This is a genomic window from Streptomyces sp. NBC_01465, assembly GCF_036227325.1.
Classification (GTDB): Bacteria; Actinomycetota; Actinomycetes; order Streptomycetales; family Streptomycetaceae; genus Streptomyces.
Genome location: NZ_CP109467.1, coordinates 5612961 through 5635844 on the forward strand (window position 1 = coordinate 5612961; position 22884 = coordinate 5635844).

A 22884-nucleotide genomic window follows, 5' to 3' on the forward strand; every position below is an offset into this window, starting at 1 on the left:
CGTCGAGAAAATAGTTTGCGCACGCCCCAGGAACCCCCATAGGTTCTTCATCACGGGAACAGCGTCTTCTCTGAAGCCCTGACTCCGTGCTGTACTTATCACCCATACGTATGGGACCAGGCCTCCGGGCCGAGGTCCTCGAGACGCCGAGAGGAGGCGAGACCAGTGGCAATCATCATCGACTTCATCAAAATGACCGATTCCTCGGTCGTCGCCACCTGCCCGCTCGGCTCTTCGCTCCGTGGCACCGGTCTGTCCGGCATCTCTGCCGTCAGCCCTGTCGCCCTCGCGAGCCTCCCCGTCCGGGAGCGTAATGAGCGACCGACCCAGGCACCGGAAGCAGCAGTAGCGAAGGCACAGGCCAAGGCCTATGCGTTTGCGGCAACCGGTGCCGGATTCGGAAGCACGACGCAGCAGCAGATGACGCAGCACCACAAGATGTGGGCCTTCCGCGGGCTCGAACCCTGGAGTGATCCAGCCTGATGCAGTCAGGCAGGCGCCTTCAGGGCCGCGGAACCCCACCCGGGATCCGCGGCCCTTTTGTTTGTTCTGGGCCACCAGCAACCTCCGGTCAAACAGACCGGAACAACCAGACGAGGAACGAAACCACCGTGCAGACCACCCTGCAGACCGAAGCGCAGACCACAGCGCACACGGCAGTGCACGCCCCGTCCGTCCCGCCCTCGCAGACACTCCCGCCCCCTGACGCCCAGAAGGACCCCACCTTGACTCCGCTCACCTCGCTCACCGCTCTCGACGACGCCATCGAGAACCTCGGCGTCCCCGTCCCCTGCCGCTCGTACGACCCCGAGGTCTTCTTCGCCGAGACCCCGGCCGACGTCGAGTACGCCAAGTCGCTCTGCGGCACCTGCCCGCTGGTCGAGGCCTGCCTCGCCGGTGCCAAGGAGCGTCGTGAGCCCTGGGGTGTCTGGGGTGGCGAGCTCTTCGTCCAGGGTGTTGTCGTCGCCCGCAAGCGTCCGCGTGGCCGTCCGCGCAAGAACCCGGTCGCGGCATGAACCTCACCGGCCCCGGAACCATCGACCGACCCAGCACGCACGAACCCCAGAAGCAGGACCCGATGAGCACCTCCACCAACGAGCCGTCCGGCTCCGCAACCCCCGTCGTCACCACCATCGGCGCCACCGCGTCGCGTCAGAACAGGACCCGCGAAATGCAACTCATCCCAGAAGCCATGGCTCGTGCGCATATGCACGAACGCATGCGTGAAGCCGAGGCGGAACGCCAGGCCCTGCGCCTGGTCGCCGCCCGGCGCATGCAGCGGCGCGCCGAGCGCGTCTCCCAGCGCGCCCGCCGCGCGCTGGCCATGGCCGTCATGCAGTAAGAGAGAGACACACCTCCCGTGGGGCCGGTCCGAAAGGGCCGGCCCCACGGCGCGTTCACGCCTCCGCCGCCTCTTCCTCTTCCTCCAGCAGGAACCCCGGCAGCCAGGTCTCCAACTCGTCGCGCAGCCGCACCGTCGCACCCAGCTGGCAGAGCACCCCGATGGTGCTCAGCGTCACCCGGTGGATCAGCAGATAACTCGGCGGGAGATTCAGCTGCTTGCCCAACTGGTGCGCGGGGGAGCGGGGATCGGCGATCCTGGCGGCCTGCGCGCGTATCCAGCCACGGCTGAAGGTGAACTCCTCCGCCTGCGCCGGCTCGATGATCGGCAGCAGATAGTCCAGAACTGCGTCCGGGTCGAGGTCTATGGACTCCTTGACGAACCCCTCCTCACGGAGCAGTTCGTACACCGCCTCGGCGTTGCCCTCGAGCGTCATCCGCAACGATTCCCCGATCGTGGCCGGCCACCCTCCCGGCAGCCGGTCCACCGTCCCGAAGTCCAGCACCCCGAGCCGCCAGCCACCCTCCTCCGCACCGTCACCCTCGCTCTCCGGCGGTGGCAGCAGACGGAAGTTCCCCGGGTGCGGATCGGCGTGCAGCAGTCCCGTGCGCGCGGGCCCCGAGAAGAGGAACCCGGCGAGCAACTGCCCGGCCCTGTCGCGCTGTTCCTCCGTACCGTCCGTGATGATCTCGGCCAGCGGTATCCCGTCGATCCACTCCGTCACCAGCACCTGGTCGACCTGGTGCACCACATCCGGCACCATCACGTCGGGATCCCCCGCGAACTCCGCCGCATGGTCCCGCTGGGACTGCGCCTCCAGCGCGTAGTCCAGCTCCTCCGACACCCGGTCGCGCAGTTCGGAGATGAGCGGCTTGATGTCCATGCCCGGGATGAGCGGGCCCAGCAGCCGGGCGAACCGGGCCAGTTGATTGAGGTCCGAGAGCAGCGCCGCACCCGCCCCCGGGTACTGCACCTTCACCGCGACCTCGCGCCCGTCGTGCCACACCGCCCGGTGCACCTGGCCGATCGACGCCGCCGCCGACGGCTTGTCCTCGAACTCCAGGAACAACTCCCGCCACTCCTCGCCGAGCCGCTCCTCCAGTACGGAGTGGACCGTGCGGGTCGGCATCGGCGGAGCCGCCTCCTGCAGCTTGGTCAGCGCCGCCCGGTAGGGTCCCGCGACCTCCTCGGGAAGTGCGGACTCGAAGACGGAGAGAGCCTGGCCGAACTTCATCGCACCGCCCTTCAGCTCACCCAGAACCTTGAACAGCTGCTCCGCGGTGCGCTGCTGAAGCTCACGCGCCACGATCTCCGCGGACTTCCCTCCGATCCGCTTGCCCAGGCCCCAGGTGGCACGACCGGCGAAACCCAAGGGAAGGGCGGCCAGCTTGGCAGTACGAGTGACCGCCTTCCGGGGAAGATCAGACATGCGCCCCTCCAGTTCCCAGACTGCCGTGGTGCGTACGGCGGTTACCCGGCCATTGTGGCGTGCTGTGCCCCAACCCCCGAGGCCCGCTCCCCTCCAGTCTTCCCACCAGCGCTGTTCCCAGCTGCGCCGCACCCGCATTCCGCATGCGGCGGAATCCGTGCCGCACGCCAGTCGAGGAGCGGGAGCGACGCCTCCCACCGCGTCCCCGTCGCCGTGGGCAGCCCTCCGTCGAGGTACGACAACGCATGCGCCGCGGCCAGTCCCGCCACCGCCGTCGCCAGACCCAGATCGCACGCCACCGCCGTGGAGCGCCGGCCCGACCGCCACTGCGCCACCATCCGCGGCCACCCCGGATCACGGTCCGCCCGCCGCAGCGCCAGACACCCCGCACACGCCGACCCGCCCGGCAGCACCAGCGGCCCCACCACACCGGTCCCCTCGACCACCCCCGCGTACAGATGGGGTGTCCCCGTCGCGATCCACTCCGCTGCCGCACCCGGATCCGGCACATAGGCATCGAAGCCGTCCCGCGGGGCGACGATCACCAGGGACAGCCCGGCCTCGCCTCCCGCGCGCGGCGGCGCGCCGGTCGCGACACGCCGCACCAGTCGCCGGGCTGCGACATCCCGCCGCTCGCCGACGGCTTCTTCCGGCAGTCCGCCGGGGGCCACGTCCCACGGCTCCGTACACCCCCCGTCCAGTACGTCCACGCGCCCGACCCCGGAGGCGGAGAGCACCGCGGCGACCGCCGCGCCGACCCTGCCCGCGCCCCGCACCTGCACCCGCATCGACCGGCGCGCCGCCAGCCGCTCCAGTGCGCCGCCGGGTTCCGGGTGGACGGTGGAGAGGGACGCCAGATCGGGGCGCAGCCGGTCGAGGGCCCCGTCCCTTTTCCGCAGCGCGTCGACCGCCGAGCCGTGCCCGGCCGGATCGTCCAGCACCCCGGCCTTCTCCAACTCGGCCACCAGCGCGTCGACATGGCCGTCCGGCAGGTCCAGCTTCCGGCCCTCCTCGCGCAGCAGCTCCAGACCGCGGGTGCCGTCCAGCAGGGCGAGAAGGCAGCCCGTCGCCGGGTCCACAGGACCGAGAACCACCGCGTGCGCGGGTGTCACTCCGAACTGCACCCGGTCCCGCTCCCGCCATGCGCGCCGCAGCGCCGGCTTCACCATCGGATGCACGCGGACCGCCCCCGTTCCGTCTCCTTCGAATCCCCCGTCGGACCCGTTTGATCAGAATGCAGGAGGCGGGCGAGGGGTGCGGAAAGTTATCCACAGGCGTGGGGTATTAGTCGTTCAAATGGTGCACGCACGGAATGGATCACGTTCCAACCGCCCCGGAGGCGGGACTTCCCCCACTGACAGCGGGTAACGTCGGGGCGTGCCCGTCGACCCACTGCACACCGCCGGAAGTCCACCGCGCAGCGCGAAAAGCCAGCCGCCCCGCGGCTCGGCGACGAGCGCGGTCGAGGTCCGCCGATCAGCCCGGCGCAGCAGAACGGTGTCGGCGTACCGGGAGGGCGACCGCACCATCGTGCTCATCCCGGCCCGGATGTCGGAGGCGGAGGAGCAGCGCTGGGTGGGCGTGATGCTGGACAAACTCGCCGCCCAGGAGAGCAAGCGCATTCTCGGCGACGAAGAACTGACCGAGCGCGCCGAGCGGTTGTCCGCCCAGTATTTCGAAGGCCGCGCCCGGCCCGATTCGGTGCGATGGGTGACCAATCAGAACACCCGCTGGGGCTCCTGCACCCCCGCCGAGGGATCGATCAGACTCTCGCACCGGCTGCAGGGCATGCCGGAGTACGTCGTCGACTACGTCCTCGTCCACGAGCTGGCCCACCTCCTGGTGCCCGGCCACGGCCCGCGCTTCTGGCGCCTGCTCGAGGCCTATCCGCGCACCGAGCGTGCCCGGGGCTACCTCGAAGGGGTCGTCGCGGCCGACCGGCTGCCGCACCTCCCGGCAGCGCGCGGCGAGTAACGCTGCGTGATTGTGTACCGGGCCTGTACCGGGTCCGCCCCCACTTGTCCGGATCTCAGGTTTTGCCGTTAGCCTGGCGCGACGCAATCACCATCCGGATGGGGGACGGTCGTTACGCATGGCCAGGGAATTCCAGCGCGGCCACAAGGCCAAGATCAGTGACCTCACAGCGGGGACGGATCTGTACGTAGGCGTGCAGATCGCCGGTCCCGGACTGACCTTCGACATCAGCTGTTTCGGCCTCGACGCCCATGAGCAGCTCTCCGACGACCGGTATTTCATCTTCTTCAACCAGCCGAAATCGCCGGAGGAGTCGGTTCAGCTCCTCGGTGCGCAGTCCGGCGACACCGAGTCGTTCCGCGTCACCCTCGACCGGATTCCGGCGAACATCCACAAGCTCTCCTTCACCGCGACTCTCGACGGTGCGGGACAGATGTCGCAGGTCGGACCCGGTTACATCCGGATCGTCGCGGGCGGTGAGGAGGTCGTACGGTACGCGTTCACGGGCGCGGAGTTCACCACCGAGCGCGCGGTCATGCTGGGCGATTTCTACCTCAAGGACGTGTGGCGCTTCGCCGCGGTCGGCCAGGGCTTCGACGGCGGTCTCGACGCGCTGCTGAAGAACTTCGGCGGCGAGGTCGCCGAGGAGGAACCGGCCGCGCAGCCCCAGGCCGCACCGGCCTTCGGAGCACCCGCAGGCCCGCCCCCCGCGTTCGGCGCGCCCGCCGCCCCGCCGCAGCAGCAGCCCCAGGCCCCGCAGCCGGCCCCGTCGTTCGGCGCCCCGCCGCAGGCCCCCCAGCCTCCGGCGCCCGCTCCGTACAGCCCGCCGCCCGTGCACGCCGCGCCGACCATCGCCGCGCCGATGCCGCCGATGCCGGCGCAGGGCAGCCCGGTCCCGCCGCCTGCTCCGGCTCCGGCCCCGTACGGGCAGCAGCCTCCGCAGCAGCCGCAGTTCGGCCAGGTCCCGGGCCAGGCACCCGCGCCCTACGGCCAGCCCGCACCGTACGGACAACCCGCACCCCAGGGACAGGGCCAGCCCGGCGGAGGTCTCCAGGTCGCCCTGCAGAAGTATCGCGAGGCGCCCACCGGCCAGCGCTGGACCGCGCAGAACCACTACCTGATGCGCGCCGACCTCAGCGCCGACGCGACCCCCGTCCTCGCCCGCCAGGGCAGCATGGTGATGTACCAGGGCAAGGTCGACTTCGGCTACAAGGGTGCCGGTTTCGCGGGACGCATCGTCGGCAACGCCACCGGCCAGGAGATGCAGCTGATGCGCTGCACGGGCCAGGGGCAGATCTTCTTCGCCGAGAACAGCGCCCATCTGCACACCATCGAGCTCCAGGGCGACGGCATCTGCGTCTCCGCCGAGAACGTCCTCGCCTTCGACGAGACCCTGCAGCACGAGGTCCGCAGGATCGAGGGCCACGGCATCCCGGGCGGCGCCCTGTTCACGATGCTCTTCCAGGGCACGGGAACCGTGGTCGTCAAGACCCACGGCACCCCGGTCGTCCTCCCCGTCACCCCGACCACCTTCGCCGACTGCAACGCCGTCGTGGCCTGGTCGGCGGCGTCCCAGGTGATCGTCTCCAGCCAGGTCAGGCTGCGCCGCAACTCCTATCCCGGACACAGCGGCGAGACCGTGAACCTCCAGTTCCGGGGCGCACCCGGCAACTTCATCGTCGTCCAGCCCTACGAGGTCTGAGGGAGCCCGTCATGACACAGCAGCAGCTCGCGGGCTTCGCCCCGACCCCGATCGCCGCCCGCATGGAGAACCACGGCAGCACGATGCTCAAGGTCGCCATGCAGACCGGCAACGACCTCCTCGCCCGCACCGGTTCGATGGTCGCGTACGAGGGCTTCGTGCAGTACGAGCCGAACCCGCCCGCCGTCCGCCAGATCGCCCGCGACTGGATCACCGGCGAAGGCGCACCGCTCATGAAGTGCTCCGGCGACGGACTGCTCTACCTCGCCGACTACGGCGCGGACATCGTCGTCATCAACCTCAACAACGACGCCCTCTCGGTCAACGGCACCAACCTCCTGGCCCTCGACGCATCCCTCCAGTGGGGCGTCGAGCGGGTCAAGGGCCTCGCCAAGTTCGCAGGCCAGGGCCTGTGGAACGTCAAGGTGTCGGGCACCGGCTGGGTCGCCATCACCTCGCGCGGCACACCGGTCGTCGTCGACTGCGGCCGAGGCGACGACGAGACGTACGTCGACCCGGACGCACTCGTCGCCTGGTCCCCGAACCTCAAGGTGAAGGGCAAGCGCAGCTTCAAGGCGTCCTCGCTGATCGGGCGGGGCAGCGGAGAGGCGTACCAGATGGGCTTCTCCGGCGAGGGAATCGTCGTCGTACAGCCGAGCGAGGACAGCACGGACCGCCTGCGGGCCCGGGGCTGAGGGGAGCGAACACACCATGCAGAGCCCGCTTTTCAGCTACACGGAACAGCAGACCCAGGACCGGTACACCGCCCAGAACCCGCAGCTCCTGCGGGTCGCGCTGGCCGGGCACGACGACGTACTCGCCCGCAAAGGATCGATGGTCGCCTACCAGGGGCTGATCGAATTCGACGGCGAGTACCGGTCCCAGCAGCAGGGCCGCGCCCGCGCCGCCACCGGTGAGGGCCTGGACCTGATGCGCTGCTCGGGACAGGGCACCGTCTACTTCGCCAACCTCGCGCAGCACGTCCATGTCGTGGACGTCGACCACGAGGGCCTGGTCGTGGACAGCTCCTACGTCCTGGCGATGGACTCCTCGCTGAGCTACACCGTCGTCGCGGTGGACAGCCAGTACGGGATCTCAGGATCCGGCAAGTACCAGCTCAACATCACCGGCCAGGGCAAGGTCGCGCTGATGACCTCGGGCCAGCCGCTGATGATGCAGGTCACGCCCGACAAGTACGTCAACGCCGACGCGGACGCCGTCGTCGCCTGGTCGGCGTCGCTGCGGGTGCAGATGCAGGCGCAGACCTACTCCTCGTCCGTCACCCGCAGGCGCGGCAACACCGGCGAGGGCTGGGAGCTCAGCTTCCTCGGCCAGGGCTTCGCGCTGGTCCAGCCGTCCGAGGTGATGCCCCCGCAGGGAGCGCAGATCGGACAGGGCCTGGCCGCCCAGTACGGCATCGGGCAGCAGGGCGCGCGTGGCCAGAACCAGGGCAACGCCTGGAGCTAGCAGGCCAATGTGTAAGGGGCGTCCGCCAATGGCGGACGCCCCTTACACACACCTGTTTCCGGGCTACAGCGCCGCGCGCGTGCGCTCCACGAGCCGTACGACCGACGCATCGGCCACGCCCGCCACCTCGTCGAAGGTGAACCAGCGCAGGTCCAGCGACTCCTCGCTGATCGCCTCCACCGCACCCGGCGGGGCCACCGCCGCGTACTGCACATCGAGATGCCAGTTGCAGGGCGCCGGAATCGGATGCCGGTCCAGGTTCACCGGACCGCCGGGAAGCAGCGCCAGCCCCTCGATCCCGGACTCCTCCGTCGCCTCGCGCAGCGCCGCGGCGGCCAGCGAAGCGTCGCCCGGCTCGCAGTGCCCGCCCATCTGGAGCCACATCTGCAGCTTCTTGTGGAGCGTGAGCAGTACGCGGCCGCGCTCCACGTCCACCACCAGCGCGCTCGCCGTGATGTGCCCGGCCTCGCAGGCCTTCCACATGCCGTCCGGATGCGCGGAGAGATGGTCCAGGTAGACCTGGCGCAGCTCAGCCTGTTCCTCCGTGCCCTCGTACGCCTTCAGTACGAGGGCCGCGTCGTCGTGCAGGGTCACTTGGCAGTGCCGCCCTCGGGGTCACCCTCGCCGTTGTCGTCCTTGGGGCGGTTCTGGTCGGCCGCCTCGCCCAGCATCTTGTCCAGCTCCGAGAAGTCGAGCTGCTCGTGGTGGACAAAACCGTCCGGGTCGTCCAGGTCGGTCGCCGTCGGCAGCATGTCCGGGTGCTCCCAGAGCGCGTCGCGCCCGTCGACACCCCGCGCGTCGGTGAGCGAGGCCCACAGCCGCGACGCGTCCCGCAGCCGGCGCGGACGCAGCTCCAGGCCGATCAGCGTGGCGAAGGTCTGCTCGGCGGGACCGCCGGACGCCCGGCGCCTGCGCAGCGTCTCGCGCAGCGCGTCAGCCGACGTCAACCGGGACTTCGCGGCCTCGTGCACCACCGCGTCGACCCAGCCCTCGACCAGTGCGAGCGCCGTCTCCAGACGGGCCAGCGCGGCCTTCTGCTCCGGCGTGTCCTCCGGCTGGAACATGCCCTGCTGGAGCGCCTCCTGCAGCTGCTCGGGGGACTGCGGGTCGAACTGCCCGACCACGTCCTCCAGCTTGCTGGTGTCGACCTTGATCCCGCGGGCGTACCCCTCGACCGCGCCGAACAGATGCGAGCGCAGCCACGGCACATGGGCGAAGAGCCGCTGGTGGGCGGCCTCGCGCAGCGCCAGATACAGCCGCACCTCGTTCTTGTCGATGCCCAGGTCCTTGCCGAGGGCCTCCACGTTCAGGGGCAGCAGCGCGGCCTTGCCGGCCGGACCGAGCGGCAGACCGATGTCGGTCGAGCCGACGACCTCGCCCGCGAGCACGCCCACGGCCTGGCCGATCTGCTGGCCGAACATGGCGCCGCCCATGGAGCGCATCATGCCGAGCAGCGGGCCCGCCATGGCCTGCATCTCCTCGGGCAGCACACCGCCCATGGCCGCGCCGACACGCTCGGCGACCGGGTCCACGAGCTCCTTCCACACCGGGAGGGTCGCCTCGACCCACTCGGCGCGGCTCCAGGCCACGGCCGTGCTCGCACCCGAGGGCAGCGAGGTCGCGCCGTCCAGCCACAGGTCCGCCAGGCGCAGGGCCTCCTGCACCGCAGCCGTCTCGGCCGGGCCGACACTCGCGTCCTTGGTGCCGTCGGCGGTGCCCTGGGCGACCGTCTGACGTGCGATGTCCTTGGCCATGTCCCAGTTCACGGGACCGCCCTCGTAACTGAGCATCTGGCCGAGCTGCTGGAAGGCCGCGCCCAGGTCGTTCGGGTTCATCGACCCGAACATCGCGGCGAAGGGATTGTCGCCTCCGGCACCGGGACCGAACCCGAAGGGATTCGCCGGGCCCTGGCCACCGCCCTGGCCGCCCTTGCTCTTGCCGTCGTCGCCGTCCTCCGGCTCCTCCGGCGGAAGGCCGAATCCGAATGGGGTGTCACTCACGGGTTTCCTCGGCTCGTAGGGCCGCCGACCGGACGGTCGACAGCGGCTTGCCCGACTACACAACCAGCGTAAGGGCGTGCCCCGCTTTCGGGCTCGGTGCTCCGCCGACTCACGGCCTGCGGCAGGATGGACGCCACCTGGTCCGTACGTGTCGTTTCGCGTACGTACTGAAGACAACCGCTGGAGACGCCCGGTGAGTTCCCCAGATCCGCAGGTTCGCGCAGCGCGAAACCTCTCAACCCCCACCCCCAAGGGGCCCGTCGTCGCGGTGACCGGCGCCGCCTCGGGAGTCGGTGCGCTGCTCACGGAGCGCCTCGCAGCCTCCGAGGAGATCAAGCAGGTCATCGCCATCGACGAGCGCCGGGGCGAGGTCTCCGAGGCGCAGTGGCAGATCCTGGACGTACGCGACCCGGCGATCGCCGAGAAGCTGCGCGGCGCAGACGTGGTGGTCCATCTCGCGCTCGATCTCGACCTGGAGACGGACCCCGCCGCCCGTACGGCCTACAACGTCCGTGGAACCCAGACCGTCCTGACGGCCGCCGCGGCGGCCGGGGTCCACCGGGTCGTGCTGTGCACCTCCGCGATGGTCTACGGAGCCCTCGAGGACAACGACATCCCGCTCTCCGAGGACGCCGAGCTGCGCGCGACCGCCGAGGCCACGGGTGTCGGCGACCTCCTGGAGATCGAACGCCTCGGCCGCCGCGCCCCGCGCGCCCACCCCGGCCTCCATGTCACGGTCGTCCGGCCCGCCGTCCTGGTGGGAGGCACGGACACCGCGCTGACCCGCTACTTCGAGTCGCCGCGCCTCCTGGTCGTCGCGGGCTCCCGCCCCACCTGGCAGTTCTGCCACGTCGAGGACCTGGTGAGCGCCCTGGAGTACGCCGTCCTGGAGAAGGTCGACGGCGAGTTCGCGGTCGGCTGCGACGGCTGGCTGGAGCAGGAGGAGGTCGAGGAGCTCAGCGGCATCCGCCGCATGGAGCTGCCGTCGGCGGTGGCGCTCGGAGCCGCCGCCCGGCTGCACCGGATCGGCCTCACGCCCTCTCCCGCAGGTGATCTTGCGTACACGATGCACCCCTGGGTGGTCAGCGTCGGCCGCCTCCACGACGCGGGCTGGCGTCCGCAGTGGACCAACGAGGAGGTCCTCGCGGAGCTCCTCGCCGAGGTCGCGGGCCGCCACACGGTGGCCGGCCGCCGGCTGGGCCGCAAGGACGCGACGGCCGCGGGTGCGGCGGGTGCGACGGTCGCGCTGCTGGGTGCGGCGGCCGTGGTGCGGCGCGCCAGGAAGGCGCGCCGGCGCATCTAGTTGCCGGGCAACTGGTAGGAGGCTCCAACCGCGACACGTACGGGCCGGTCGAAAACGCCATTCCGCGATGTCAGTGCCGTACGGCACGATGGGCGCCATGGCGAACACCCACGACCACCCGGGCGAGCAGGCCGCGCAGGACCCCATCCGGCTGCTGGAGATCCGCGACACCCCGCTGAGCCTGGACGAGGTCTTCCGGGCGGTCGGCGACGACGCGGCGGGCGGCACCGCGCTCTTCGTCGGCACCGTGCGCAACCACGACGGCGGCGCGGACGTCGACGCCCTCGGGTACTCCTGCCACCCCTCGGCCGAGGCGGAGATGCGACGCGTCGCCGAGAAGGTCACCGCGGAATATCCGGTACGGGCACTGGCCGCGGTCCACCGGGTGGGCGATCTCGCGGTGGGCGATCTCGCCGTCGTCGTCGCCGTCTCCTGCCCGCACCGCGGCGAGGCGTTCGAGGCCTGCCGCAAGCTGATCGACGACCTCAAGCACGAAGTCCCGATCTGGAAGCACCAGAAGTTCTCGGACGGTACAGACGAGTGGGTCGGCGCGTAGCGCCGTCGTTGAGGGGCGGTGGTCGGGTGACGGGAGGGCGGGTCGGGGCCTGTTGACCCACGAGCGCGGATTTGCGTAACCGGACCCCAGCAACGAGCGTTGAACCAGTGGATGGTTAATCTGCTGATCAGCACGTTCTGCACGCACGGGGCACGGAGGTCGGAATGGCGGCACTCGCCTGGTTGCTGATTCCGCTGCTGGCCGCCGTCGGCGCCGCGATATGGGGCAGCTGGGCCGGCCGGCACCGCACGACCGGAGACGTCTCCGAACTGGCCGGATACGCCCGGTTCCGCGAGGCGATGGAGAAGGAACACAGCGCCTGAGCAGGGACCCGTACGGACCGGCCCCAGCGGTGCGCTGACAGACCCGTCCCGTACTGTCGTTCCATGCCACGCCGCACCGCGACGATGCTCGCCTCCACCCTGGTCCTCATCGCGCTGCTCTGCGCCGGAGTGCTCATCAAAGTTCCGTACGCGGAGATGAGCCCGGGACCGACGGTCAACACCCTCGGCGAGGTGAACGGCCAGCCCGTACTGAACATTTCCGGCCACCAGACCTATCCGACCTCCGGTCACCTCAACATGACGACGGTCAGGGTCACCGGCGCGGACTACAACATGAACCTCGTCGAGGCGGTCTACGGCTGGCTGGCACACGACAACCTCGTGGTGCCGCACAACACCCTCTACCCGGACGGGAAGACGGAGCAGCAGTCCACCCAGGAGAACGCCGAGGAGTTCAGCCAGTCCCAGGAGAGCGCCAAGGTCGCGGCGCTCACGGAGCTGAACATCCCAGTGAAGACCCGGGTCGTGGTCTCCACGGTCGTCAAGGACAGCCCCGCCGAGGGCAAACTGCACGCCGGTGACGTCATCAAGTCCGTCGACGGCACGGTCGTCAAGGAGCCCAAGGACGTCGCGAAGCTGGTGACCAAGCGCGACCCCGGCCAGGAGGTCGTGTTCACCATCGTCCCGGCGAAGAAGGCGGCAGCGGCGGAGAAGGCCGGCAAGGAGGCGACGGAGACGGAGAAGGTCGCCATCACCACGAAGAAGGCCACCGACCCCGACACCGGGAAGTCCCGCGCGGTCGTCGGCATCACGGCCGGCACCGACCACACGTTCCCGTTCACCATCGACATCTCGCTCGCCGACGTCGGCGGTCCGAGCGCGGGCCTGATGTTCTCCCTCGGCATCGTGGACAAGCTCTCGCCGGGTGAACTGACGGGCGGCAAGTTCATCGCGGGCACCGGCACCATCGACGACAAGGGCGTCGTGGGCCCGATCGGCGGTATCGAGATGAAGCTGATCGCCGCGCGCAACGCGGGCGCCGAGTACTTCCTGACGCCGAGCGAGAACTGCGCGGACGCCGCTTCCGACACCCCCTCCGGCCTCAAGCTGGTGAAGGTGAAGAACATCGACGACGCGACGAAGTCGCTCGCCAAGATCCGTGCGGGGGAGACGGCCGGCCTGCCGAGCTGCTCGGCAAGCTAGCCGGCCGTTCTCCCCACGGAGTTACGCCTCGAAGGTGGCGGCCAGCGCCTCGGCGAGCCCGGGCACCAGGTCGGCGCCCGTGAGGACGTCGTTCGGGGAGTCCTTCTCGCGCAGCCGCAGCGCCGATTCGCGCTTGCCGTTGCGCAGCACGGCCACGGTCATGCGCACTTCCTGGCGCTCAGGGTGCTTGGCCACCCATGCGGCCAGCTGCTTGTCGTTCATCCCTTCCGGTACGGACGACTCCGCGGACGGCGGGAGCATCAGCCGCTCCACCGTCATCGCGCACCCGGCCACCGCGTCGGGCCAGGCGATCGTGCCGAGGAATTCGTCGAGCGGGGTGGAGGCGGGGATCTCGTCCTGCTCCACCGGAGTCAGCCCGGCAGGGGCCGGGCCTTCGGTGTCGAGGCCGAGCTGGGCGGCGATGCCCGGCTCCTGGGAACGGAGTTTCGCGGTGTCGACGAGGGCGAAGAGACGGGCCGGCTGGTCCCAGCCGAGCCCGGACGCGTACTCGTCGATTTCGAGCACCGCGACGGTCAGCGGGCTCGCGGCCATCGGGGAACCTGAGGGGGTCGTGTTGGACATGGTCAATATCCTGCCCTCTTCCACCCCGGGAACGGGAACTGAGTAAAGCCTCAGTAAGTTGCATGAGTGGGCTCTACGATCGCGGGGCCCGCTCGACACGACCGCGAACTTCGAGGTGCGCACGTTGGCTTTCCAGATGCCGGACCGCGGCGGAGGCCCGACCGGGCCACGGATCAGAGTGGGCCGGCCCTCCCGGCGCGCCCGGACCCTGCTCATGACACTGGGCGTCCTGGCCGTACTGGCCATGGCGTTCGTCATGTTCGCGGGGTTCTGGACCGACTGGCTCTGGTACCGCTCCGTCCACTACTCGTCGGTCTTCACCACCACCCTGTGGACCAAGATCGGCCTCTTCCTCGTCTTCGGCCTGCTCATGGCGGCCGCGGTCGGCGTGAACATCTGGCTGGCGCACCGGCTGCGGCCGCCGCTCAGCGCGATGTCCATGGAGCAGCAGTCGCTCGACCGCTACCGGATGGGCATCCAGCCGTTCAAGAAGTGGCTGCTGCTCGGGATCACCGCGCTGGTCGGCCTGATCGCGGGCGCTTCCGCGTCGGGCCAGTGGCGCACCTGGCTGATGTACGTCAACGGTGTGTCCTTCGACCAGAAGGACCCCCAGTTCCATCTGGACGTGTCGTTCTACGCCTTCGACCTGCCCTGGTACCGCTTCCTGCTCGGCTTCGGCTTCGCGGCCGCCGTGCTCTCGCTGATCGCCGCCGCCCTCGTGCACTACCTGTACGGCGGACTGCGCGTCACGAGCCCCGGAGCGCGCGCCACGGCGGCCGCCACCGGCCACCTCTCGGTGCTGCTCGGCATCTTCGTCACGCTCAAGGCCGTCGCGTACTGGCTCGACCGGTACGGCCTCGCGGTGAAGTCCAGTGACTTCAAGGCCACCGGCAACTGGACGGGTCTGCGGTACGTCGACGCCAACGCCTATCTCCCGGCGAAGACGATCCTGTTCTGCATCGCGGTCATCTGCGCCCTGCTGTTCTTCGCGACGCTCTGGCGCCGCACCTGGCAGCTTCCGATGATCGGCTTCGGCCTGATGGTGCTCTCGGCGATCCTCATCGGCGGGCTCTACCCGGCGATCGTGCAGAAGTTCACGGTCCAGCCGAACGAGCAGGCCAAGGAAGCGCCGTACATCCAGAAGAACATCGATGCCACCCGTGAGGCGTACCAGATCGCAGACACGGACGTCGTCGACTACTCGGGCAAGAGCAGCACCAAGGACACCGCCAAGCAGCGTGCGGACGCCGATCTGGCCGCCAGCTACCGGCTGATCGACCCGAACGTCGTCTCGCCGACGTTCCAGCAGCTGGAGCAGAAGCGTAAGTACTACGGCTTCCCGGCGACCCTGGACGTCGACCGCTACAAGGGCCAGGACACGGTCATCGGTCTGCGCGAGCTGAACATCGCGGGCATCCAGAAGCACAACTGGATCAACGACCACTTCACCTACACCCACGGCTACGGCGCGATCACGGCCAAGGGCACGGCCACCGACTCCAACGGCGCACCGGTCTTCACGGAGTCCGGTCTGCCGACCACGGGCAACCTCGGTGAGTACCAGCAGCGGATCTACTACGGCGAGAAGACCACGCAGTACTCGATCGTCGGCGGTCCGCAGAAGGAGCTCGACTACGAGGACAACGGCGAGAAGACCACCAGCTACGCCGGCAAGAGCGGGGTCAGCCTCTCCAACCCGTTCAACCGGGCCGCGTACGCCGTGACCCTCGGCGAACCGCAGATCCTCTACTCCGGGGCCATCGGCGAGGGATCGAAGATCCTCTACAACCGCACCCCGAAGCAGCGCGTCGAGGCGGTGGCCCCCTGGCTCACCATCGACGGCGACGCCTATCCGGCGGTGGTCGGCGGGCAGATCCAGTGGGTGGTCGACGCCTACACGACGACCAACGGCTACCCGTACGCGTCGCGTACGACGCTCGGTGACACCACGGCCGACTCGCTGACCGACAACCAGCGGGCGGTGGTCGCCCAGCAGAACCAGGTCAACTACATCCGCAACTCGGTGAAGGCGACCGTCGACGCGTACACCGGCGACGTCAAGCTCTACCAGTGGGACGAGAAGGACCCGGTCCTCAAGACCTGGATGAAGGCGTTCCCCGGCACGGTCAAGGACAAGAGCGAGATCCCCACGGATCTGATGTCCCATCTCCGGTACCCGCAGGACATGTTCAAGGTCCAGCGGGAGCTGCTGACGCGCTACCACGTCACCGACCCGAAGCAGTTCTACAGCGGCAGTGACGCCTGGCAGGTCCCCAACGACCCGACCACCAAGGACAACCGGGCCGTACCGCCGTACTACCTGTCGATGAAGATGCCCGGGCAGAAGGGCGACGGCCAGCAGTTCTCGCTGACCACCACCTTCACTCCGAGCGGCCGGCCGAACCTGGGCGGATTCATGGCGGTCGACGCCGACGCGGCCAGCCCTGACTACGGCAAGATCAGACTACTGAGAGTCACGTCCGAGGTGCCAGGTCCCGAACAGGTGCAGAACAAGCTCAACGGTCTGCCGGCGGTTGCCAACTTTGTGCGCGACATGAAGGGCGCCGACTCGGACATCGAGTACGGAAACCTGCTGACGGTGCCGCTCGACGGCGGATTCCTGTACGTCGAGCCGGTGTACGCCCAGGGCAACAACTCGCACTATCCGCTGCTGAAGAAGGTGGCCGTCTCGTACGCGGACGCCGATTCTCCGGACGGCGACACCACCGCGTTCGCGAACACGCTGAGTGAGGCGCTGAACGAGGTCTTCGGGGTGGACGGGACGGGCACCACGACCCCACCGGACACGGGCACCACACCGCCGCCCGCCACGGGCGGCAACGCCACCGCCAAGCAGGCCATCGCCGATGCGCAGAAGGCGTACGACGACGGTCAGGCGGCGCTGAAGAAGGGCGACTGGGAGGCGTACGGCAAGGCGCAGACCGCCCTGCAGGACGCTCTGCAGCGCGCCGCGGACGCCGAGGCGAAGGCCAAGAAGAGCTGAGAAGGACCCACCCCGCGTCGTGGTACGGTTGAAACACAACGACGCGGGGTGGAGCAGCTCGGTAGCTCGCTGGGCTCATAACCCAGAGGTCGCAGGTTCAAATCCTGTCCCCGCTACTGAAGGCCTGGGCCCGGATCTCGGAAGAGATCCGGGCCTTCGTCATGCATATGGTCTTTTGCCTCTGTCATGTGACGGTCCGAAGAAGCCGCCGTGCGGGGGGAGTTGGGCCCGGAACGTGTTTGAGTTATCTCTCTGTGGGCATGTCGACAAAACGCTGAAGTGACCTCACTGGCTGCGGTATACCAGGTGTACGCGGGTTGCAGGTGGTGCGACGATGGTATTTATGGGGGACAGGGCAACTCTGTTGGAGACAGGGCGGTTTGTGCAGACGCACACCGATATCGGAGCGGACGCCGAGAGCGAGGCGCGCTTTCGGTCTGCGGCGGAGAGCGGCGACGCCGCGTCGATGAGCGCGCTCGGTGCCCTGCTGCTGCGCCGCGGCGATCTCGACGGGGCCGAGCCTCTCCTGCGTGCCGCCACCGGCGAGGGCGACCGGGCGGCGGCCAACAATCTGGGTGTCCTGCTCCACCAGCGCGGCTACGCCGACGAGGCGGCCGGCTGGTGGCGGATCGCCGCCGTCGCGGGCTCCGCGGCCGCGGCCCATGCGCTGGGCCGGCACTACCGCGAGCGCGGTGACGAGCCCGCCGCCGAGTACTGGCTGCGGCAGTCCGCCGAGTCCGGGCACGCGCTCGGTGCGTACGCCCTGGCTGATCTTCTGGAGCACCGCAGCGACGTCGGCGCCGAGCGCTGGCTGCGCGCCGCCGCCGAGCAGGGGCACCGCGAGGCCAGCTACCGCCTCGCGCGCGCCCTGGACCGTGCGGCGACGGAGGACAAGCCCGCCGCCGAGGCCGAGCAGTGGTACCGGCAGGCGGCCGCACGCGGGCATCGGCGGGCCGCCCTGCACCTCGGGGCGATCCTCGAGAAGCGCGGCGAGCTCAAGGAGGCGGGCCGCTGGTACCTGACCTCCGCCAAGGACGGCGAGGCGCGGGCTGCCTGCGCGCTCGGCTTCCTGCTGCGTGATGCGGGCGACGAGGAGAGCGCGGCCGTGTGGTGGCTGCGCGCCGCCCAGGACGGCGACGGGAACGCCGCCAACGCGCTGGGCGCGCTGCACGCCGCCCGCGGTGAGCAGCAGACCGCCGAGCGCTGGTACCGGGCCGCCATGGACGCGGGCGACGTCAACGGTGCGTACAACCTCGCGCTGCTCTGCGCCGCCCAGAACCGCAACGCCCAGGCCGAGCAGTGGTACCGGCGCGCCGCCTACGCGGGTCACAGGGAGGCCGCCAACGCGCTGGCCGTCCTGCTGCTGCAGGGCGGCGACCCGGCCGGGGCCGAGCCCTGGTTCTCCAAGGCGGCCGAGGCCGGCAGCGTGGACGCCGCGTTCAACCTCGGCATCCTGCACGCGGGCCGCGACGACGACCGTACGGCCTTCGTCTGGTACGAGCGGGCGGCCGCCGCCGGGCACACCGAGGCGGCCCTGCAGGTCGGCATCGCCCTGCTCAGGGACGGCGAGGAGCAGAGCGCGGAGCGCCATCTGCGGTGCGCGGCGGGCGGCGGCAGCGCGGAGGCGGCCTTCCGTCTCGGTGCGCTGCTCGACTCGCGGATGCCGCCGCCGGGGCCGCCGATCCTCGGCGAACCGGTGACGGAGAAGAGCGAGTGCGAGGAGTGGTACGAGCGCGCAGCCGAGCAGGGGCACCGGCGTGCCCAGGTGCGCGTGGGGATGCTCGCCGCGTCCCGCAACGACGTCGAGGGGGCCGCGCGCTGGTACCGCGAGGCCGCCGAGGCGGGCAGCCGCAACGGCGCCTTCAACCTCGGGCTGCTGCTTGCCCGCGAGGGCAGCGAGCGCGAGGCCGGTCTGTGGTGGGCGCGGGCGGCGAACGCGGGGCACGGGCGGGCCGCGCTGCGCATAGGGCTTCTGGCGATCCGGCGCGGAGAGCTCGCCGAGGGGCAGAAGTGGTGCGCGCGGGCGGCGGAGCTGGGGCCCGCGGAGGTCGCGGAGCGGGCGGCCCGGCTCCTTGAGGCGCTGCGGCAGGAGCTCAGTGCGTAGGGCTGTGCGCGGGCTGAGTGCAACGGGGCAGAAGCGATTTGCGCTGGTCGGCGGGGCACCGTAAGGTTGTGTTCACCGACGCGGGGTGGAGCAGCTCGGTAGCTCGCTGGGCTCATAACCCAGAGGTCGCAGGTTCAAATCCTGTCCCCGCTACTCAGTAGCACCGAAGGCCCGGACTCGAAAGAGTCCGGGCCTTCGTCGTGTCCGGGCCGGGTTCTACTGCTTGTGGCCCACCGCCTCCGCGTACAGCGAGCGGTCGACCGTCCTGTCCTCGGGCAGCGCAGATCCCTTCATGACACCCGCGTCGAGGTACGACTTCTGCAGGCGGTCCGTCGTTCCCTTGCGGATCTCCCAGTCCATGCGGAGCGACGGGGTCGACTTGAGGATCGCCTCGTCGGTCTTGAGGAGCGTGGCGAGGGAGGCGGTGAAGGCCGGGTCGGACTTGTAGTCGCCGGCGAAGTAGGTGTTGACGGTACGGATGTACGCCCGCAGGAAGGCGACCCCCGCGTCCGGGTCCTTGTTCAGCAGGCTCGGTCCGAACAGGACGCCGCCGAGCGGTTCGCCGAGCGGCTGCCCGCCCAGGAACGCGTACTTGGCGTCGCCGTCGACCTTGCGCCAGATCGGGTCGAGCAGCCAGGCGGAGTCGACGCCGCCGTTCTGCAGGGCGGTGAGGACGTCCGCGGAGCCGAGCTGCTGGAAGCCGATGTCGGTCAGGCTGCTGCCGTGGTCCTTGAGGGCCTTCTCCATCGGATACGAGATCACCGAGCCCTTGCCGATCATCGTGCCCATCCTGTCGCCCTTGAGGGAGGCGGAGGCCGCGGTCTCGCCGTCCTTGAGACGGACCCAGAGACCGCTCTTGGAGGCGGGGGCGGGGGAGAAGTTGCCCGCGACCCATTTGATGTCGAAGCCGCCGTTGATGCCGTTCATGACGGCTGCCTCGGGGGCCGCCCACTGGGCGTCGATGTCGCCCTTGGCGAGGAGGGGGAGGGCGTCGGGGGTGGGGAGGACCTTCAGCTCGACGTCCAGGTTCTCCTTGGTGAACTCGCCCTTCTGGACGGCCAGTTCGAGCGGGGCGACGTACTCGGCCGCGAGCGTTCCGGTCGCGATGGTGAGTTTGCGTTTCTTGGCGAGGGGCTTGGGGGCCGGGGTGTTCTTGTCGCAGCGGGCCGGGGCGCGGTCGGGGGCGAGGTCGGCGGGGTCGGTCCAGCCGTGTGCCGTACAGCCGGTGACCGCGGTGATGGTGCGGGGCTTGGCCGCCGAGGCGGGGGCGTTGTCGTCGTGCTTCGCGCAGGCGGCCGAGGCGAGCAGGGTGGTGGCCAGGAGCAGGGTGACGGTGGTGGTGCGGGTACGCATGGTTCCTCCGTACGGCGTGCAGGGGCGGATCAGGATTGGCTGCGGCCTCGGTCGCGCGGGGCCCAGGGGGTGAGCAACCGGCCGACGATGCGCACCACTTCGGAGAAGAGGACTCCGAGGACGGCCACGCAGACGATGCCCACGAACATCACGTCGTTCTGGAAGAGCGCCCGGGAGTCGAAGATCAGGTGGCCGAGGCCGTTGGACGCGGCGATCTGTTCCGAGGCGACGATCACCAGGACGGCGACGCCTGCCGCGATACGGGCTCCGACGAGGACCGCGGGGAGGGAGGCGGGGAGCAGGACGTGCCGGAACATCTGCCAGGGGGATGCGCCGAAGACCTGTCCCGCGTCGCGGTGACCGACGGGAACTGCGAGGACGGCGGCCATCGTTGAGATCCATACGAAGAAGAAGACCGTGGCGGCGACGAGTGCGATCTGAGGGCCCTCGCCCAGGCCGAACATATTGAGGAAGACGGGGAGCAGGGCGAGCTTCGGGACGACGTAGAGGGCGTCGAGGAGCGGTTCGAGGGCTGCTCGGACGAGGGGGAGGGAGCCCATGAGGAGGCCGAGGGCGTAGCCCGCGACAGTGCCGATGGCGTAGCCGCCGAGTACGCGCTTGAGGGTGGCCCAGACGTCGGGCCACAGGTCGCCCTGGGCTGCGCGGTCCCAGCCGTCGGAGAGGATCGTGGAGGGGGCGGGGTAGACGCGGTCGTCGATCCACTGCTGGGACGCGGCCAGTTGCCAGAGGAGGACCAGGGCGAGGGGGACCGCGACCGCCAGGGTCAGCTCCAGGGTGCGGCGGCGTCGGTGGGTGCGGGCCGGGTGGAGTTCCTGGGGGCCCGGTTTGCGGACCAGTACGGCTTCTTGGTCTTCTGCTTGGTCGGGCTGGTGGGTTGTTGTCATGCCGGGGCCTTCTCTGTGCGTACCTCGGTGCGGAGCAGGTCCCACAACTCGCTCTTGAGCTCGGTGAATTCGGGGGTCGACCGAATGTCGCCTGTGCGGGGGCGGGGGAACGGGGGGCGCCGTTCGGCGATGATGCGGCCCGGGCGGGCGGACATGACCAGGACACGGTCGCCCAGGACGATCGCCTCTTCGAGGCTATGGGTGATGAAGAGGGTGGTGGTGCGGGTGGTCTGGGTGAGTTCGAGGAGCTCGTCCTGGAGGATCGTGCGGAGCTGGGCGTCCAGGGCTGCGAACGGCTCGTCCATGAGGAGGAGTTCGGGCTCCACGGCGAGGGCGCGGGCGATCGCGACGCGTTGGCGCATGCCGCCGGAGAGGGTGGCGGGGTAGGCGTCGGCGAAGTCGGCCAGGCCCAGGCGGGCGAGCCAGTCGCGGGCCTTGGCGTTGGCCTCGGCGCGGGGGGTGTGCTGGATGTCCAGGCCGAAGCGGACGTTGGCGAGGACGGTCTTCCAGTCGTAGATGCCGTAGTCCTGGAAGATCATCGCGGCGGGGCGGGGGGAGGTCGTACGGATGCGGAGTTCGCCCTGGGAGGGGCGGAGGAGGCCGGCGGCTATGCGGAGGAGGGTGGACTTTCCGCAGCCCGAGGGGCCGACGATGCAGGTGAACTCGCCCGGGGGGATGTCCAGGTCCAGGGGGCCCAGGGCGGGGAGGGACTTGTGGCCTCGGCCGAAGGTGCGGGTGAGGGTGCGGGCTTGGAGTTTGGGGGTGGGGTGCGGGTCGGCCACCTTGTGCTCCTTGCGGAGGGCGGGAATTATCGCGGCCGAGAATATGACGGGGCGTCAGATTGTGGAAGGGGTGCGGTGGGTGGGGCTGGGGGGGCTTCCCCGATCCCGCCCCTTCTCGAAACCGGGGTGGAGCCCCGGACCCCCTGGCCCCGCCTTTTCGGGGGCTCCGCCCCCGGACCCCCGCTCCTCAATCGCCGGAGGGGCTTGATTTTGCCTGATGTGGGCTTGATATCCGCAGGAGGACAGGAGGACAGGAGGACAGGAGGACAGGAGGACAGGAGGACAGGAGGACAGGAGGACAGGAGGACAGGTGTGCAGGGGCTGGCGTGGCACGCGCGAGGGCCCCGGCGCGCTCTCGCGTGCCGGGGCCCTCGGGTGTCTGCGTCAGGCTGTCGCGCAGGCCGGGCAGATGCCTCGGTAGGTGACCTCTACGCCGGAGATCGTGAAGCCGAAGCGCTCCGTGTCCGGGAGTGACGTCAGGGGGTTGCCCGTCGGGTGGACGTCGCGGATCGCGCCGCACTGGGCGCAGACCAGGTGCTGGTGGGGGCGGTGCGCGTTCGGGTCGTACCGCTTGGCTCGGTGGTCCGTGGAGACCTCGAGGATCTCGCCGAGCGACACCATCTCGCCCAGGGTGTTGTAGACGGTCGCGCGCGAGATCTCGGGCAGCCGTGACACGGCGCGGGCGTGCACCTCGTCGGCCGTCAGGTGGACGTGGTCGCCGTCGAGGACCTCGGCCACGACACGGCGCTGCGCGGTCATCCGCCAGCCTCGGCCGCGAAGGCGTTCCAACAGGTCACTCATAAGGGTCAGCCTAACAGGGAAGGGACCGAAGTCCCGAACAGGTGTGACTTTGGACCTCTGATTGATTTGGACAAAGTCCAGTGTAGGGTCGGT

Annotated in this window: 22 protein-coding genes and 2 tRNA genes; 15 read left to right on the forward strand and 9 right to left on the reverse strand. The window is 69.9% G+C overall.

All coding sequences use genetic code 11. The annotated features are described in order from the left end of the window. Positions 1-165 precede the first annotated feature (165 nt). The 3 genes from OG707_RS26475 to OG707_RS26485 all read left to right on the forward strand — a co-directional run bounded on the left by OG707_RS26475 (position 166) and on the right by OG707_RS26485 (position 1342). Complete coding sequence (locus tag OG707_RS26475; RefSeq protein WP_329122511.1) at positions 166-483, forward strand: hypothetical protein; 318 nt, start codon at positions 166-168, stop codon at positions 481-483. Positions 484-659: 176 nt separating this feature from the next. After that, positions 660-1016 (forward strand): WhiB family transcriptional regulator, encoded by a 357-nt coding sequence (locus OG707_RS26480; RefSeq protein ID WP_329127982.1) that lies wholly within the window; start codon positions 660-662, stop codon positions 1014-1016. After that, positions 1013-1342, forward strand: a complete 330-nt coding sequence (locus OG707_RS26485) for a hypothetical protein (RefSeq protein WP_329122513.1) — start codon at positions 1013-1015, stop codon at positions 1340-1342. Before OG707_RS26480 ends, OG707_RS26485 begins: the two co-directional genes overlap by 4 nt. A gap of 55 nt (positions 1343-1397) precedes the next feature. Here OG707_RS26485 and OG707_RS26490 read toward each other — a convergent pair whose 3' ends face one another. Both OG707_RS26490 and OG707_RS26495 read right to left on the reverse strand, forming a co-directional pair. Further along, complete coding sequence (locus OG707_RS26490) at positions 1398-2771, reverse strand: ABC1 kinase family protein (protein ID WP_329122515.1); 1374 nt, start codon at positions 2769-2771, stop codon at positions 1398-1400. Positions 2772-2812: 41 nt separating this feature from the next. Further along, positions 2813-3949 (reverse strand): ThiF family adenylyltransferase, encoded by a 1137-nt coding sequence (locus tag OG707_RS26495; RefSeq protein ID WP_329122517.1) that lies wholly within the window; start codon positions 3947-3949, stop codon positions 2813-2815. Positions 3950-4148: 199 nt separating this feature from the next. On the opposite strand from OG707_RS26495, the gene OG707_RS26500 reads away from it, so the two are divergent. The 4 genes from OG707_RS26500 (at position 4149) to OG707_RS26515 (ending at position 7914) form a co-directional block, all read left to right on the forward strand. Beyond that, positions 4149-4745 carry a M48 metallopeptidase family protein gene (locus OG707_RS26500; protein WP_329122519.1) on the forward strand — a complete coding sequence of 199 codons (597 nt, stop codon included), beginning with the start codon at positions 4149-4151 and terminating at the stop codon, positions 4743-4745. Between the two features lie 118 nt (positions 4746-4863). Then, entirely contained in the window at positions 4864-6447 is a 1584-nt protein-coding gene (locus tag OG707_RS26505) for a TerD family protein (RefSeq protein ID WP_329122521.1), read from the forward strand. 11 nt (positions 6448-6458) lie between these two features. Beyond that, the gene (locus OG707_RS26510; protein ID WP_329122523.1) at positions 6459-7142 is read left to right on the forward strand and encodes an AIM24 family protein; all 684 of its coding nucleotides are present in this window, start codon (positions 6459-6461) and stop codon (positions 7140-7142) included. Between the two features lie 16 nt (positions 7143-7158). Beyond that, positions 7159-7914 carry an AIM24 family protein gene (locus OG707_RS26515; protein ID WP_329122524.1) on the forward strand — a complete coding sequence of 252 codons (756 nt, stop codon included), beginning with the start codon at positions 7159-7161 and terminating at the stop codon, positions 7912-7914. A gap of 63 nt (positions 7915-7977) precedes the next feature. Here OG707_RS26515 and OG707_RS26520 read toward each other — a convergent pair whose 3' ends face one another. Next, complete coding sequence (locus OG707_RS26520) at positions 7978-8508, reverse strand: NUDIX hydrolase (protein ID WP_329122527.1); 531 nt, start codon at positions 8506-8508, stop codon at positions 7978-7980. Continuing rightward, on the reverse strand, positions 8505-9914 hold the full coding sequence (locus tag OG707_RS26525; RefSeq protein ID WP_329122529.1) for a zinc-dependent metalloprotease: 1410 nt from the start codon (positions 9912-9914) through the stop codon (positions 8505-8507). The genes OG707_RS26520 and OG707_RS26525 overlap by 4 nt, the downstream gene beginning before the upstream one ends. 193 nt (positions 9915-10107) lie before the next feature. Between OG707_RS26525 and OG707_RS26530 the strand changes: the two genes are divergently transcribed. The 4 genes from OG707_RS26530 (at position 10108) to OG707_RS26545 (ending at position 13260) form a co-directional block, all read left to right on the forward strand. Then, the gene (locus OG707_RS26530) at positions 10108-11217 is read left to right on the forward strand and encodes an SDR family oxidoreductase (protein ID WP_329122530.1); all 1110 of its coding nucleotides are present in this window, start codon (positions 10108-10110) and stop codon (positions 11215-11217) included. 97 nt (positions 11218-11314) lie between these two features. Next, positions 11315-11773, forward strand: coding sequence for a molybdenum cofactor biosynthesis protein MoaE (locus OG707_RS26535; protein WP_329122532.1), 459 nt, complete (start codon positions 11315-11317; stop codon positions 11771-11773). Positions 11774-11937: 164 nt separating this feature from the next. After that, positions 11938-12096: a hypothetical protein gene (locus tag OG707_RS26540; RefSeq protein ID WP_329122534.1), complete on the forward strand. Its 159-nt coding sequence runs from the start codon at positions 11938-11940 to the stop codon at positions 12094-12096. A gap of 63 nt (positions 12097-12159) precedes the next feature. Continuing rightward, positions 12160-13260, forward strand: coding sequence for a YlbL family protein (locus OG707_RS26545; protein WP_329122535.1), 1101 nt, complete (start codon positions 12160-12162; stop codon positions 13258-13260). A 21-nt stretch (positions 13261-13281) separates the two neighbouring features. Here OG707_RS26545 and OG707_RS26550 read toward each other — a convergent pair whose 3' ends face one another. Then, the gene (locus OG707_RS26550; RefSeq protein WP_329122537.1) at positions 13282-13842 is read right to left on the reverse strand and encodes a PPA1309 family protein; all 561 of its coding nucleotides are present in this window, start codon (positions 13840-13842) and stop codon (positions 13282-13284) included. A 136-nt stretch (positions 13843-13978) separates the two neighbouring features. Between OG707_RS26550 and OG707_RS26555 the strand changes: the two genes are divergently transcribed. The 4 genes from OG707_RS26555 to OG707_RS26570 all read left to right on the forward strand — a co-directional run bounded on the left by OG707_RS26555 (position 13979) and on the right by OG707_RS26570 (position 19103). Continuing rightward, positions 13979-16846: a UPF0182 family membrane protein gene (locus tag OG707_RS26555; RefSeq protein WP_329127984.1), complete on the forward strand. Its 2868-nt coding sequence runs from the start codon at positions 13979-13981 to the stop codon at positions 16844-16846. A gap of 42 nt (positions 16847-16888) precedes the next feature. After that, a tRNA-Met gene (locus tag OG707_RS26560) sits at positions 16889-16962 on the forward strand. A gap of 218 nt (positions 16963-17180) precedes the next feature. Beyond that, positions 17181-18950, forward strand: a complete 1770-nt coding sequence (locus tag OG707_RS26565; RefSeq protein WP_329122539.1) for a tetratricopeptide repeat protein — start codon at positions 17181-17183, stop codon at positions 18948-18950. Positions 18951-19029: 79 nt separating this feature from the next. Further along, positions 19030-19103 (forward strand) — tRNA-Met (locus OG707_RS26570). Between the two features lie 63 nt (positions 19104-19166). Here the strand turns inward: OG707_RS26570 and OG707_RS26575 are convergent. The 4 genes from OG707_RS26575 to OG707_RS26590 form a co-directional block, all read right to left on the reverse strand. Further along, positions 19167-20303, reverse strand: coding sequence for an ABC transporter substrate-binding protein (locus tag OG707_RS26575; RefSeq protein WP_329122541.1), 1137 nt, complete (start codon positions 20301-20303; stop codon positions 19167-19169). 29 nt (positions 20304-20332) lie between these two features. Then, a complete protein-coding gene (locus OG707_RS26580; RefSeq protein ID WP_329122543.1) occupies positions 20333-21208 on the reverse strand; it encodes an ABC transporter permease in 876 nt (291 codons plus the stop codon). Then, positions 21205-21990: an ABC transporter ATP-binding protein gene (locus tag OG707_RS26585; protein WP_329122546.1), complete on the reverse strand. Its 786-nt coding sequence runs from the start codon at positions 21988-21990 to the stop codon at positions 21205-21207. The genes OG707_RS26580 and OG707_RS26585 overlap by 4 nt, the downstream gene beginning before the upstream one ends. A 384-nt stretch (positions 21991-22374) precedes the next feature. Continuing rightward, entirely contained in the window at positions 22375-22791 is a 417-nt protein-coding gene (locus OG707_RS26590; protein WP_329122548.1) for a Fur family transcriptional regulator, read from the reverse strand. Positions 22792-22884: the final 93 nt, after the last annotated feature.